The sequence below is a fragment of the Massilia aerilata genome (assembly GCF_042656905.1).
Classification (GTDB): domain Bacteria; phylum Pseudomonadota; class Gammaproteobacteria; order Burkholderiales; family Burkholderiaceae_D; genus Telluria; species Telluria aerilata.
Genome location: NZ_JBHSMZ010000001.1, coordinates 675,073 through 688,232, shown reverse-complemented (window position 1 = coordinate 688,232; position 13,160 = coordinate 675,073). Strand labels below are relative to the sequence as shown.

At 66.3% G+C, this 13,160-nt stretch carries 7 protein-coding genes and 4 tRNA genes; 4 read left to right on the top strand and 7 right to left on the bottom strand.

Features of this window, described 5'->3' with window-relative positions; all coding sequences use genetic code 11:
* Positions 1–140: 140 nt before the first annotated feature.
* Positions 141–3,131: an ATP-binding protein gene (locus ACFPO9_RS03065; protein WP_379766867.1), complete on the bottom strand. Its 2,991-nt coding sequence runs from the start codon at positions 3,129–3,131 to the stop codon at positions 141–143.
* 213 nt (positions 3,132–3,344) lie between these two features.
* Positions 3,345–4,184 carry a response regulator gene (locus ACFPO9_RS03060; protein ID WP_379766864.1) on the bottom strand — a complete coding sequence of 280 codons (840 nt, stop codon included), beginning with the start codon at positions 4,182–4,184 and terminating at the stop codon, positions 3,345–3,347.
* Between the two features lie 448 nt (positions 4,185–4,632).
* On the opposite strand from ACFPO9_RS03060, the gene ACFPO9_RS03055 reads away from it, so the two are divergent.
* The gene (locus ACFPO9_RS03055) at positions 4,633–5,232 is read left to right on the top strand and encodes a TOL_0243 family YfiR-like periplasmic protein (RefSeq protein WP_379766862.1); all 600 of its coding nucleotides are present in this window, start codon (positions 4,633–4,635) and stop codon (positions 5,230–5,232) included.
* Positions 5,229–7,142 carry a sensor histidine kinase, YfiR-like protein-associated gene (locus tag ACFPO9_RS03050; RefSeq protein ID WP_379766859.1) on the top strand — a complete coding sequence of 638 codons (1,914 nt, stop codon included), beginning with the start codon at positions 5,229–5,231 and terminating at the stop codon, positions 7,140–7,142. Before ACFPO9_RS03055 ends, ACFPO9_RS03050 begins: the two co-directional genes overlap by 4 nt.
* A 73-nt stretch (positions 7,143–7,215) precedes the next feature.
* Here the strand turns inward: ACFPO9_RS03050 and ACFPO9_RS03045 are convergent, their stop codons facing one another.
* From ACFPO9_RS03045 to ACFPO9_RS03030, 4 genes are all read right to left on the bottom strand, one after another.
* The gene (locus tag ACFPO9_RS03045; protein WP_379766856.1) at positions 7,216–7,821 is read right to left on the bottom strand and encodes an FxDxF family PEP-CTERM protein; all 606 of its coding nucleotides are present in this window, start codon (positions 7,819–7,821) and stop codon (positions 7,216–7,218) included.
* Positions 7,822–8,243: 422 nt separating this feature from the next.
* Positions 8,244–8,320 (bottom strand) — tRNA-Arg (locus ACFPO9_RS03040).
* A 178-nt stretch (positions 8,321–8,498) separates the two neighbouring features.
* Positions 8,499–8,575: transfer RNA gene (locus ACFPO9_RS03035), tRNA-Arg, on the bottom strand.
* Positions 8,576–8,776: 201 nt separating this feature from the next.
* Positions 8,777–8,853: transfer RNA gene (locus tag ACFPO9_RS03030), tRNA-Arg, on the bottom strand.
* Between the two features lie 25 nt (positions 8,854–8,878).
* Between ACFPO9_RS03030 and ACFPO9_RS03025 the strand changes: the two genes are divergently transcribed.
* Complete coding sequence (locus ACFPO9_RS03025) at positions 8,879–9,019, top strand: hypothetical protein (protein WP_379766853.1); 141 nt, start codon at positions 8,879–8,881, stop codon at positions 9,017–9,019.
* Positions 9,020–9,049: 30 nt separating this feature from the next.
* Here ACFPO9_RS03025 and ACFPO9_RS03020 read toward each other — a convergent pair.
* A tRNA-Arg gene (locus tag ACFPO9_RS03020) sits at positions 9,050–9,126 on the bottom strand.
* A 106-nt stretch (positions 9,127–9,232) separates the two neighbouring features.
* Between ACFPO9_RS03020 and ACFPO9_RS03015 the strand changes: the two genes are divergently transcribed.
* Positions 9,233–13,096, top strand: a complete 3,864-nt coding sequence (locus tag ACFPO9_RS03015; protein ID WP_379766850.1) for a two-component regulator propeller domain-containing protein — start codon at positions 9,233–9,235, stop codon at positions 13,094–13,096.
* Positions 13,097–13,160 lie beyond the last annotated feature (64 nt).

Sequence of the window (13,160 nt, the reverse complement as noted above, 5' to 3'; positions counted from 1 at the left end):
CTCTCGTCAAATCAAGGCTGACGGCCCGGACAACAATACTCCGAACCCACCTTTACTACAACTTTTTTCTAGTCTAGCAAACAGCAAAGAATTTCTTGTAGGACAGCGCCGCGTGCGTGGGTAGGAACAACAACCGCACGCTAGCGTCCCCCGTTTTGCCCCATGGCGGGCGCCGCGACGCGGTGCACCAGGGGCGCCGTCGGCCCCACCACCGATGCCACGGTGGCGATCAATTCGCTTGGTTCGACGGGCTTCGAGATGTGCGCGGAAAAGCCCGCTTCGAGCGCGCGCAGGCGGTCTTCCGAACGCGCAAACGCGGTCAGGGCAATGGCCGGCACCTGGCTGCCTTGCTCCCGGGGCAGGTGGCGCACCCAGTCGAGCAGCTCGAAACCGTCGACCTCGGGCATGCCGAGATCGCTGATCAGCAGGTTGGGCGCCGATTCCTTGAAACGCGCGAAAGCTTCGCGCGCGCTGGCGGCGACGGTGACGGTGGCCCCGCAATCGGTCAGGATGCGGTTGATCAGCTCGCGATTGTCGCGGTCGTCGTCGACCACCAGCGCATCCACGCCGTTGAGGTTGCGCACCGTCATGTCCGGCGTGCTCGGGTTCGGCAGGATCATGGCCGCGCGCGCCGCACTCTTGGCCGTAGGCTGCTGCTTGGCCAGCGGCAGTTCGATGGTGAAGCTGGCGCCGCGGCCTTCGCCGGGGCTCTCCGCGCGCACCGTGCCGCCATGCTGCTCGATCAGCTGCTTGACGATCGCAAGGCCCAGGCCCAGGCCGCCGTGGCGGCGCGTCATCGAGGCGTCGGCCTGGCGGAAGCGCTCGAACACGTGGGTAATGAACTCGGGCTTGATGCCGGCGCCGTTGTCGCGCACGGTAATGACCACATTGGCTTCGTTGCGCGTCAGCAGCACTTCGATCAGGCCGTCGCGCGGCGTGAACTTGATGGCGTTCGACAGCAGATTCCACACCACCTGCTGCAGGCGCGCCGGGTCGCCGGCAATCATCCCGGGGTCGAGCGCGTAATGCTTCTCGATGCGGATGTTCTTGGCGTCGGCCCCCGGACGCACGGTCTCGACGGCGGCGTCGATGAAGGCGGCCGGGGCCACTACCTGCATGTCGAGCAGTACCTTGCCGGAAGTGATGCGGCTCATGTCCAGCAAATCCTCGATCAGCTGGGCCTGGGCGCGGGCGTTGCGCTCGATCGTCTGCAGGCCCTTGGCCAGGTCGTTCTGGTCGCGGCCGCCGCGGCGCAGCACCTGGGCCCAGCCGAGAATCGCGGACAGGGGGGTGCGCAGCTCGTGCGACAGGGTGGCCAGGAACTCGTCCTTCATCTGGCTGGTGCGCTCGGCATCCAGGCGCGCCAGCCTTTCGTTTTCGAGCAGCACCTTGCGCTCCTCGGCGGCGCGCTGGGCCGCTTCGTACAGGCGCGCGTTGTCGATCGCGACCGCGGCCTGGGCGGCGATGCCGCGCACGATGCGCTCGGTACGCTCGGTGAACACGCCGGGCTCCGGGTGGCCGAAGAACATGGTGCCCAGCACTTCGCCCGAATGCGCGATCACCGGCACCGCCAGGTAACTGCGCACCGGCGGGTGGCCGGCGGGCGTGCCGGCGCGCACGCCGAACGGCGAGTGGCCGGCAAAGCGCGGATCCCTGGCGATGTCGTCGGCGCGCAAGACGTCCTGCAAGGCATGGCCCGGCGCCGCCACGCCCGGCCCGAACAGGGCGTTCGGCCCGGTCTCGCCGAAGGGTTCGAATTCGGCGGTGCTGGCGCCCGACACGGTGTACAGCGAGAACATCTTGCCGTCCGCGCCGTCGCGTCCGTGGTACAGGAAGGCGCCGTGACGGGCGCCGGCGATGCCGGTAGCGGCGTCGGTGGCGGCCTGCAGCAGCGAATGCAGCTCGCGCGTGGAGGCGAGGGCGCTGCCGGTGCTGTTCAGCAGCTCCAGCACGTGCGACTCGTCGCGCAAGGCCTGCTCGGCGCGTTTGACCTCGTCGACGTCGGTATTCGTGCCGAACCAGCGCACCACCCGCCCGTGGCGGTCGCGCACCGGATTCACGCGGGTCAGGAACCAGCGGTACTTGCCGTCCGCGCCGCGGATCGGGTACTCCATCTCGAAGGGGTCGCCGCTGCGCACGCTGGCTTGCCAACGTTCCAGCACCAGCGGCAGTACGGTCGGCTCGCAGGTCGATTGCCAGCCCCAGCCGACCACCTGGTCGGGCGTGGTGCCGGTGTAGTCGAACCAGCGCTCGTTGAACCAGACGATGGCGCCGTCGGCCTGGGCCATCCAGGCCAGCTGCGGGATCGTGTTGGCCAGCGCGCGCAGCACTTCCTCGCTTTGGCGCAGGGTATCTTCGGCGCTCTTGCGCGCGCTGATGTCCTGCACCACGCCGGTCATGCCCAGCACGCCGCCGCGGCGGTTCGGCTCGGCATAGTCCGCGCGTCCGACCAGCGTCACCCAGCGGGTCTCGCCGCCTTCGCCCAGCAGGCGGCATTCGAGGTCGACTTCGCTCTGGCCGGCAAAGGCCTGCAGCACCGCGCGCCGCACGGCTTCGCGGTCGTTCGGGTCGAGGCGGGCGCGCAGCTCGGTCCAGGCCAGCGGGGTTTCGGCGGGCAGGCCGAAGATGGCGGCGGCGCGGTCGCCCAGCACCAGGCGGTCGCTGGCGGCATCCCAGCGCCAGTCGCCCAGGCCGCCGGCGGCCAGCGCCACCTGCAGGCGGCTGTTGCCGAGCAGGAGGGCCTGCTGGTCGGCCTTGCGGCGGTCGATGTCCTGGAAGTACAGGGTCAGGCCCTCGGCCGAGGGCAGGGCGCGCACCTCGAACCAGTGGCGCAGCGCCGGATAGAAGAATTCATGGATCGCCGATGCATGGCGCTCCATGGCATTCCGGTAGATGGTTTCGAGTGCGCTGCCGCGCAGTTCGGGGAAGGTATCCCACAGGTCGCGGCCGATCAGCTCGCTGCGGGCCTTCTGTACCGGCGACAGCATCTCGAGCGCACGGCCGTTGATATAGGTGATGCGCCATTCCTTGTCGACGGCGCAGAAGCCGTCGGTCAGGCTTTCGAGCATGTTTTCCATGCGCTCGTTGGCGCGGCGCAGCGCTTCCCTGGCCTGGCTCAGCTCGTCGCTCATCGCCGCTCCTGTGCCGTCGCGGCGCCGGGCCAGGCTGGCGCGGAGGGTCTGGGGGTGCTGCAGGTAGAAGCGGTTTGAATCATGTTCCGTGGCTGTGGACGTGCGCAAGGGCCTGCCGCGCGGGAGGCGCGGACGGTCCCGCCCTGCGTACTTGGCAAGCCGTACATGGATTCTAGCCCAGCGGAGCCGGTTTGATACACACCGTTGCCCGCTTCAGGCACGCGCCTGCTTCTGGCCGGCCACCTTGTCGAGCGCCGCCTGAAGCTGGTCGAGTTCGTAGGGTTTTTGCAGAGACAGGTAGGGGAATTCGACGTGGCGCAGCAGCGTATCGCCATAGCCGGATGCGAAGATCACCTGCATGGCCGGGGCCTCGCCCACCGCCTTGCGCGCCAGCTCGACGCCCGACATGCCGGGCAGGCTGACGTCGGTGAACAGCACGTCGTAGGGACCGGCGGCCAGGCGGCTCAGCGCATCGTCCGGGTGGCCGACGCCGTCGGCATGGTGGCCGAAGGCGCGCAGCATCTCGCAGACCAGGTATTGGGAGTCGACATTGTCTTCGACCACGAGGATGCGCAGTGGACCGGCGGCCGCTTCCCCGGCCGGGCCGGCGCCGCCGGTGGCCGGGGCCAGCACGCACAGTGCGCCGGCGACGCTGCCGTCGGCCGCGCGCAGCGGCGTGAAGTGCAGGTCCTGCGTGAGCTCCGTTCCGCCGGCGGCGCCGGCAAAGCCGAAGCTGCGCGCGGCGGCGATGGCGGCTTCGCCGTTCCAGGCGCGCTCGAGTTCCGCGCCGGCGACGGCGAGCGGCGGTGGCAGCACCGGCGGCACATTGCCGCCCGGGAGCTTGCCGTAGCCGGGGCCGGCCAGCGCCGCGTAGGATTCATTGAAGACCACCGTCATGTCGCGGCCCCACACCAGCAGCGCCGGCAGCGGCAGGTTGAACAGCAGGTCGGCGGCCATGCGCAAGGGCCATGGCCATTGTCCGGGATCGCCGAGCCGGGTGGCAGACCAGTCGTAGGTGCTGGAGGAGCGGGCGGATTGTCCGGGTTGGGTCATGGCAGGATAGTCAGTGTTATCTAAACGAAAAGAACGAAATCCTACACCAAATCGGCGAGCGGGGGCGGCGCGCACGCGGACAAAAAAAAGCCCGCTCAGGGAGCGGGCTGAATCTATCCTTGGAGGAGAATAGAGGAGACAGGAGCATCATGCTGCATCGCAAAAAAGAAATCCAATTGATATTCGTAATGACAGTTATTGATGGTTCAAATGGCACAGCAGAGTCCGCTTGAGCCGTCTTCCCCTCGCGCACGCTTGGTGCACTCGGGAAAATGCTCTACGATAGCAAGATGATGAAGAGTTACTCGCAGTTTTTTGCCTACCCCGGGGCGCCGTATGGTCGAGAGGCACTGCGCATCCGGGCGTCGGCCGAGTCGCGTCCCGCCGCGTTGCGGGCCGCCACGTTAACCGAAGTCTTCGCTTCCTGACCCGGCCGATGCACCCGCCAATGCGCTCTTCACAGAACCGCGGCATGCGCCGCAAGCTGGCCGGCTGGGCGCTGCTGTGCGCCGCCGCGCTTTGCGGCGAGCATGGCCTGGTGCCGCCGGCGCACGCCGAGAACGCCGTCACCAGCCCGGCCCTCGAGCGGCGCGTGAAGGCGGCCTTCCTGTATAAATTTCTCGGCTATGCCGAATTTCCTGCCGGCGCCTTTGCCGACGGCGCCAGCCCGGTCACCATCGGCGTGCTCGGCGCCGACGAGCTCGCCGCCGAGCTGGCGCGCATTGTCGGCGGGCGCACCGTGAACAACCGGACCATCGTGGTGCGCGTGCTGCGCGAAGCCGATCTGGGCGCGCCGGTGCATCTATTGTTCATCGGCGGGTTCGACGCCGGCCGGGTAGGGCGCATGGTGCGCGCGGCAGGCAACGCGCTGCTGGTCGTGACCGAGTGCGACGGCGGCCTTCAGCAGGGCAGCGCCATCAATTTCCGTATCGTCGACGAACGCGTGCGCTTCGATGTCGCGCTGGACGCGGCGGAACGCAATGGCATCAAGCTGAGTTCGCGCCTGCTGACGGTGGCGAACCGGGTGCAGAAAGGAGCGCTGCAATGACAGGCGCGATCGCCAAAGTGCGCGACAGCTCGGTGCGCCGCAAACTCATCCTGATGGCGGTGTCGACCACGCTGGCGGCCCTGGTCGCGGCCTCGGTGGCGATGCTGCTGGTCGACCTGCGCGCCTTCCAGCGCTACTGGACCGACGACCTGATGACCCAGGCCGACATCATGGCGCGCGTGACCGCGCCGGCGCTGGCCTTCAACGACGAAGAGACGGCGCGCCAGAACCTGGCGGTGCTGCGGGTACGTCCGCAGATCCTCGCGGCCGCCATCTATACCAGCAGCGGCGCCCGCTTCGCCGGCTATGTGGCGCCGGGCACGGCGGGCAACGCCTCCCGGTTGCCGCCGCGTCCGCAGGCCTCCGGCTATCGCATCGAGGGCAGCGAGATCGTCGTATTCCGCAACATCGTCGAGAACGGCGACATGGTCGGCACGGTCTACCTGCGCGCGCGCTACGGCCTGTTCGACCGCCTGCTCAGCTACGGCGCCATCCTCGGCGCGGTGATGCTGGGCGCGCTGGCGATCGCCTGGCTGGTGGCCTCGCGCCTGCAGGAAGCGATCACGCGCCCGCTCGAATCGGTCACCAGCGTCGCCCGCCAGGTGATGCAGCGGCGCGACTACGGCCTGCGCGTGCCGGGCAAGGAGAGCGGCGAGATCGGCGTGCTGATCGACGCTTTCAACGAGATGCTGGCCGAGATCGGGCGCCGTTCGGACGCGCTCCAGGAAGCCAACGCCACGCTGGAACACGAGATGCAGGTGCGCCAGCGCGCGGAACAGGCGCTGATCCTGGCCGACCGCCGCAAGGACGAATTCCTGGCGACCCTGGCGCACGAGTTGCGTAATCCGCTGGCGCCGATCCGCACCGGCCTCGACATCCTGCGCCTGCGCAGCGGCGACGCCCAGGCTACCCAGCGCGCCACCGACATCATGGAACGCCAGTTGCGCCAGATGGTGCGCCTGGTGGACGACCTGCTGGACGTCTCGCGCATCAATACCGGCAAGTTCACGATCAAGTCCGGCCGCGTCGAGCTGAAGGCGGTGGTCAACGACGCGCTGGAGGTGGTCCGTCCCTACATCGACCTGCACGGGCACGAGCTGCAGATCGACCTGCCGGACCGCCCCGTGTTCCTGAACGGCGACGCCACCCGCCTGGCGCAGATCCTGTCCAACCTGCTGAACAACGCCGCCAAATATACCAACCGCGGCGGCCGCGTGAGCCTGAAGGCGACGGTGGAAGACCGCACCCTGATGGTGGTGGTGGCCGACACCGGCATCGGCATCGCGCCGGACATGCTGGACACCGTGTTCGAAATGTTCGTGCAGGTCGATTCGACGCTGGAGCGCTCGACGGCCGGCCTGGGCGTCGGCCTGTCGCTGGCGCGCAAGCTGGTGGAGCTCCACAACGGCAGCATCGAGGCGCATAGCGCCGGGCTGGGCCACGGCAGCCAGTTCGTGGTACGCCTGCCGATCGTGGTCGACCCGGAGCTGCCGGCGAAACCGACGCCGGCCTCCTTCATCAGCGCCGAGACCTACCGCATCCTGCTGGCGGACGACAACGTCGACTTCGTCAACAGCATCGGCGCGCTGCTGACGGCGATGGGCCACAGCGTCGTCATCACCCATAACGGCCCGGACGCGCTGGCCGCCGCCAAGCGCTTTTGTCCGGACTACGCCTTCCTCGACATCGGCCTGCCGCAGATGTCCGGCTACGACCTGGCGCGTGGGATCCGCAACCTGTCCTGCGGCGCGATGACGGTGATGATCGCCGTGACCGGCTGGGGCCAGGAAAAGGACCGCCAGCTGGCCTTCGAGGCCGGCTTCGACCATCACATGGTCAAGCCGGTGCGCTTCGAGCAGATCGAGGAAATCCTCGGCAACCGCAGCCTGATCAAGAAACTGCGGACATAAGAGAAGCGGGCATAAAAAAAGCGGAAGCGCTTGCGCGCCTCCGCTCCAATGCCGTGTAGACGGACGCTGGAACTTAAGCAGTGGCCTGGTTGGCAGCCTGCTTGCGGCGGCGAGCCAGGAAGCCCAGGACGCCCAGGCCAGCCAGCATCATGCCGTAGGTTTCAGGTTCCGGAACCGGGGCCAGCATCACGGCGCCGCCGAACGAGGCCGAGGTGTCCGACACGAGGTTGCCGCTCACCAGGACGTAGTAGTCCCCGGCCGTCAGGTTGTCGCTGGACAGGGTCCAGACGTCCATTTCACCGGAGTGCAGCGAGGTGCCGTTGCTGACCAGGGTGTCGCCAGCAGTGCCGCCGGTGCCAGTCCCGCCACCCACGCGGTACAGCGACAGGCCGCTGAAATCCAGGCCGGTGTCTGCAGTGCGGCTGATCGACGACACGATGGCATCGAAGTTCATGCCCATGGTGCCGTTCACCGAGAAGGTGAAGTGGTCAGCAAACATGGCGCCATTGTTGTTCATGGCAAAGGTGTCACCGAAGAAGCCGCTGCCGTCGGTGAGGTCCAGGACCTGCGGGGTGTTGCCGATCATGGTGGGGGTAGGCGGAGTCGTTTGGGCCATGACGGCCGACGAACCGAAGGTTGCGGTAGCAAACACGATACCGGCGATCAAAGATTTATTCATTTCTTACCTCGCAAAGAAACAGCCGCGTCCTGCAGCTTGGTTTTCAAGAATCGGGGAACTTCATCGTAGCAAAACGTCGATAAAGCGCGGGGAAAACGGTCTATGTGTGCACTTCTGCGAAGAAAAATGCATCTGCACAATATTTTCCGGCAGGACTCGGCTAATACCCGATTCTCATAGAGGAGGCGGGTCGATTTGCATTAACGAGTAGAAAAACCTATCAGGGTTGCCAAGTATTTGTAGGATCGGTCCTACTCTAAGACGCGAGAAACTCCTCGGACGAGTTCATTTCCGTTGGCGAACTTTTATTGAACGCTCGGCAAAAAGCTTGCCGGCTGGGACTGTTGGTATGGAAGAGCGTATGGAAGAGTCAAAGAAAAACGGCTCAGATATCGCTATCTGAGCCGTTCATCATGAAAAAGTGGTGCGGCTGGCAGGAATCGAACCCACGACCCCTTGGTTCGTAGCCAAGTACTCTATCCAGCTGAGCTACAGCCGCCCGAGGCCGTATTATAGCGAAGTTTTGCCAATTGGCAAAGTGGGCAGGATGGCAAAAATCGTGGAAAGAAGATTGGTCAGACTTGGCTGACAGTATGGCCGGGAAAGAGGGGGATAATACTTGCAGAAAAGAAAAATGGCCCAGATATCGCTATCTGAGCCATTCGTCCTGAAGAAGTTGGTGCGGCTGGCAGGAATCGAACCCACGACCCCTTGGTTCGTAGCCAAGTACTCTATCCAGCTGAGCTACAGCCGCCCGAGGCACGCATTATAGCAGCGGGTTGGCGTTTGGCCAAGTGCATGATCCGCTTGGTTGATATTTCGCTTACTGCTTCCCCAATCGATCGGAGCTCGTGGACCGCTTGCGGATCGCCAGGCGCCAAGCTGCCGACAATGGAAGAGGGCATACAAAAATGGCCCAGAAAGCGAACTTTCTGAGCCATCTCTGATGCATAAGTGGTGCGGCTGGCAGGAATCGAACCCACGACCCCTTGGTTCGTAGCCAAGTACTCTATCCAGCTGAGCTACAGCCGCCCGAGGCACGCATTATAGCGGCCCTTTGAAGTTTGGTAAAGCCTCGGCGCTGGTCGGCGCGATGCTCAACACCGAGTTTCACAATAACAAGGATGCGTACCGCAAAAATGCGCGATTGCTCACCACGAACGGCGACGATAAAAAGAAAAACGCCCCAGAAAGCTAAGCTCTCTGAGGCGTTCCTCAAGTATAAGTTTGGTGCGGCTGGCAGGAATCGAACCCACGACCCCTTGGTTCGTAGCCAAGTACTCTATCCAGCTGAGCTACAGCCGCCCAAGCCACTATTATAGCAGCGACATCCCGGAGGGGGAAGAGTTAATTTTTTTCAACAGCAAGGGGGCTTCTGGTAGATTGAAGGCTGTACTCCGGAAAACCGCCTATGTTCCGCTTTCTTTTCGCCGCCGCAGCCGCTGTCCTGATCTCGTTTGCCAGTATGCCGGCCCAGGCCGCCGCGCCGCGCAGCCTGCGCTTCGAGCACCTGAGCCTGGAGCAGGGCCTGTCGCAGGAAACCGTGAAGACCATCCTGCAGGACCGGGCCGGCTTCATGTGGTTCGGCACCCAAAGCGGACTCAACCGTTATGACGGCTATCGCATCCGCGCCTACCGCAGCGATCCGGCCGATCCCTCCAGCCTGCCCGACAACTATGTCCTGGCCTCGTATGAAGATGCCGAAGGGCGGCTGTGGTTCGGCACGCGCGGTGGTCTGGCCCGTTTCGACGATGTGCGTCAGAAGTTCGTGCGTTATCCCTTCGTCTCCGGCAGCGAACCGGTGGCGCGCAACCGCGCCGTGGCCGCCATCGTCGGCGACGGCGCCGGCGGGCTGTGGGTCGGCACCGGCGAGGGCCTGGTCCACCTCGACACCGCCAGCGGACGCTTCCGCATGTTCCGCCATAACGGCAACGACGCCGGCAGCCTGCGCGACGACCGCGTCAGCGCGCTGGCGCTGGACGGGCGCGGCGGGCTGTGGGTCGGCACCGGCGTCGGCATCGATCACCTGCCGGCCGGCGCCGCCAGCTTCGACCACTACGACATCGATCCGCGCGGCGGGGCCAAGCGCAACACGGTGCTGTCGCTGTCGATGGCGCAGAACGGCACGCTGTGGGTCGGCACCGCGGCCGGCCTCGATGCCTGGCGCACCGGCGAGGGCCAGCCGCAGCGCCGCCACGTCGGCGCCGGGGAAGGCGTCGGCGAGACCGGCATCCTGACCCTCTACCACGACGCCGGCAACAACCTGTGGGTCGGCACCGACCTCGACGGCCTGAAATGGCTCGATCCCGCCAGCCAGCGCTTCGTCGCCTATACCAATGTGCCGCTCGACCGTCACAGCCTGTCGGACAACCAGGTCAGCGCGGTTCGGGTCGACCGCACCGGCACGCTCTGGGTCGGCACCCTGTTCAGCGGCGTCAACCGCGCCGACCTCGCCAGCGGCGGTTTCGGCAGTTTCACCCTGCTGCCGGGAGAGCCGGGCGACCGCACCGCCACCCTGAGCCGGAAGATCCGCACGATCGCCGCCGGCGCCGACGGCCGCCTGTGGCTGGGCACGACCGGCTCCGGGCTGATTCACCTTGAACCGATCAGCGGCCGGGCCGACCGCATCCGCCACGATCCGGCGCGCAAGGGCAGCCTGCCGGACGACACCATCACCGCCGTGCTGCCCGGGCGCGGGCGCCTGTGGGTCGGCTCCGCCACCGGCCTGTCCTGGCGCGACGCGTCCAGCGGCCTGTTCACCACGGTGCCGCTGGGGACGGATTCAGCGTCGAACTACGTCCAGGACCTGCTGCTCGACCGCGCCGGCAACCTGTGGGTGGCGACCCGCGGGGGGCTGTTCCTGCTCGACCCGGATGGCCGCACGCTCAGCGCCTGGCGCCACGACCCGCTCGACGCCAGGAGCCTGGGCGAGAATTACGGCTTCGCGCTGCTCGAAGACCGCGCCGGGAATATCTGGCTCGGCACCGACAACGGCCTGGACCGCCTCGACCGCGCCAGCGGCACCTTCACCCATTTCCGCCACGACGACAAGGACCCGGCTTCCCTGCGCCACAACCGCGTCTATTATCTGTACGAGTCGGGCCGCGGCGAGATCTGGGTCGGCACCGCCGCCGGCCTGCACCGCATGGAGCGCGATGCCGGCGGCGCCACCATGTTCCGCTATTTCCCGGTGACGAACACGCACGAACCGGTGCCGATCGGCGGCATCCTCGAAGACAGCCACGGCGAACTCTGGGTCAGCACCACCGTGGGCCTGACCCGCATCGACCCATCCACCGGCGAATTCAAGGGCTACAGCGCGAAGGACGGCCTGCTGGACGGCACGTATTTCGTGGGCGCGGCCGCCAAGGGCGCCGACGGCGAGCTGCACTTCGGCGGCGCCAACGGCATGACTTCCTTCATGCCGGACGCGGTGCGCGACAATCCCTATCCCGCGCAGCCGGTGATCACCGACTTCCTGGTGCAGAACCGCTCGCGCCTGCCGCATGGGCCGGGCCTGTCGAAGCAGGTCGAGCTGCCTTACCGCGATTCCGTGTTCACGCTGGAGTTCGCGGCGCTGCACTTCGCCGACCCGCAGAGCAACCGCTTCGCCTACCGCCTGCAGGGCTTCGACCGCGACTGGACCGAGACCGACGCCAGCAAGCGCTTCGCGACCTACACCAACCTGGACCCGGGCCATTACGTGTTCGAGGTCCGCGCGGCTAATAAAGACGGGCTGTGGAGCGACACCCCGGCGCGCCTGGGCATCGACATCGCGCCGCCGTTCTGGATGACCTGGTGGTTCCGCCTGCTGGCCGGGCTGGCCGTCATCGGCGCCGGCGTCGCCGTCTACCGCCTGCGCATCCGCGTGCTGGTGCAGCAGACCGAAAGGCTGGAACGCACCGTCGGCGCCCGCACCGCCGAACTGGTGCTGCAGAAGGAAGCCGCCGAGCAGCAGAAGGAAGCGGCGTTGCAGGCGCGCCGCAACATCGCGCTGCTGTCCGACATCGGCCGCGAACTGACGGCCAACCTGGACAGCGAAGCGATCATGAAAAACGTCTACGGCCAGGTGCGCCAGCTGATGGACGTGAACGTGTTCGCGATCGGCGTGCTGCGCGGCGAGCGCCTGGACTGCCCCTTCGTGATCGAAGACGGCAAGCGGGTCGACGGCGCCGAGCAGTGCGGCGCCCGCGTGATGGCGATGGCAATGCGCTGCGCCGGGAACGGCGAGGAAATCCTGATCGACGACTTCGAGCGTGACGCCGCACGCTGGGTCGGTGACCTGAAGGACGAAACGGGCGCCCGCCCGCCGGCCTCGCTGATCCTGGTGCCGGTGCTGCTCGGCGCCCGCGCGCTCGGCGTGCTGTGTGTGCAAAGCCGCGAGCGCCACGCCTACCAGCACCTGCAGCTGGACATGCTCAGTACCCTGGCCGCCTACGTCGGCGTGGCGCTGGACAACGCCGACGCCTACCGCCAGCTGAAAGACACCCAGGCCCAGCTCGCTGCCCACGAGCGCCTGGCTTCGGTCGGCTCGCTGGTGGCCGGTGTCGCCCACGAACTGAATACCCCGATCGGCAACAGCCTGCTGATGGCCAGTACCCTGCAGGAAAAGACCGAACAGCTGGCGGCGCGCTTTGCGTCGGCCAGTCTGAAAAAGTCGGAGCTGGAAGGGTGGATCGGGGCGGCGGGTGAAGCCAGCGCGCTGATCCAGCGCAGCCTGCATGCCGCGGCCGAGCTGGTGAACAGCTTCAAGCAGGTGTCGGTGGACCAGGCCAGCACCCAGCGCCGGCGCTTCGACCTGGCCCAGGCTTGCCAGGAGATTGCGGCGACCATCATGAACCAGGTGCGGCGCGGTGGGCATACGCTGTCACTGGAGGTGCCGCCGGGGATCGTGATGGACAGTTATCCCGGGCCGCTGGGGCAGGTGGTGATCAACTTCGTCAACAACGCGCTGCTGCATGCCTTCGAGGGGCCGGGCGGTGTGATGGTGCTGTCGGCTTCCTTGTCCGGCGCGGAGCGGGTGCGGATCGAGTTCCGGGATAACGGGCGGGGGATTCCTTCTGAATACCTGTCGCGGATTTTCGATCCTTTCTTTACCACGCGGATGGGGCAGGGCGGGACTGGGCTTGGATTGAATATCGCTTATAACATTGCGACTACTTTGTTGGGCGGGACGATTCGGGTGGACAGCGTCATTGGACAGGGGACGGTGTTTGTTCTTGATTTGCCGTTGCGCGCGGTGCAGGGGGTGGGTGCTTCGGTTTCTGCGGTGTAGGGGTGCGCGGGTCTGCCGAACCGCCAATTTTTATCACGTCCGACGTTGGAGCCAGGATGAAGAC

Bases quoted from the DNA above. Each gene is read 5' to 3' on its own strand.
- ACFPO9_RS03045 (WP_379766856.1), bottom strand. From the start codon at position 7,821: ATGAATAAATCTTTGATCGCCGGTATCGTGTTTGCTACCGCAACCTTC.
- ACFPO9_RS03055 (WP_379766862.1), top strand. From the start codon at position 4,633: ATGCGCTCTTCACAGAACCGCGGCATGCGCCGCAAGCTGGCCGGCTGG.
- ACFPO9_RS03060 (WP_379766864.1), bottom strand. From the start codon at position 4,184: ATGACCCAACCCGGACAATCCGCCCGCTCCTCCAGCACCTACGACTGG.
- ACFPO9_RS03065 (WP_379766867.1), bottom strand. From the start codon at position 3,131: ATGAGCGACGAGCTGAGCCAGGCCAGGGAAGCGCTGCGCCGCGCCAAC.
- ACFPO9_RS03015 (WP_379766850.1), top strand. From the start codon at position 9,233: ATGTTCCGCTTTCTTTTCGCCGCCGCAGCCGCTGTCCTGATCTCGTTT.
- ACFPO9_RS03050 (WP_379766859.1), top strand. From the start codon at position 5,229: ATGACAGGCGCGATCGCCAAAGTGCGCGACAGCTCGGTGCGCCGCAAA.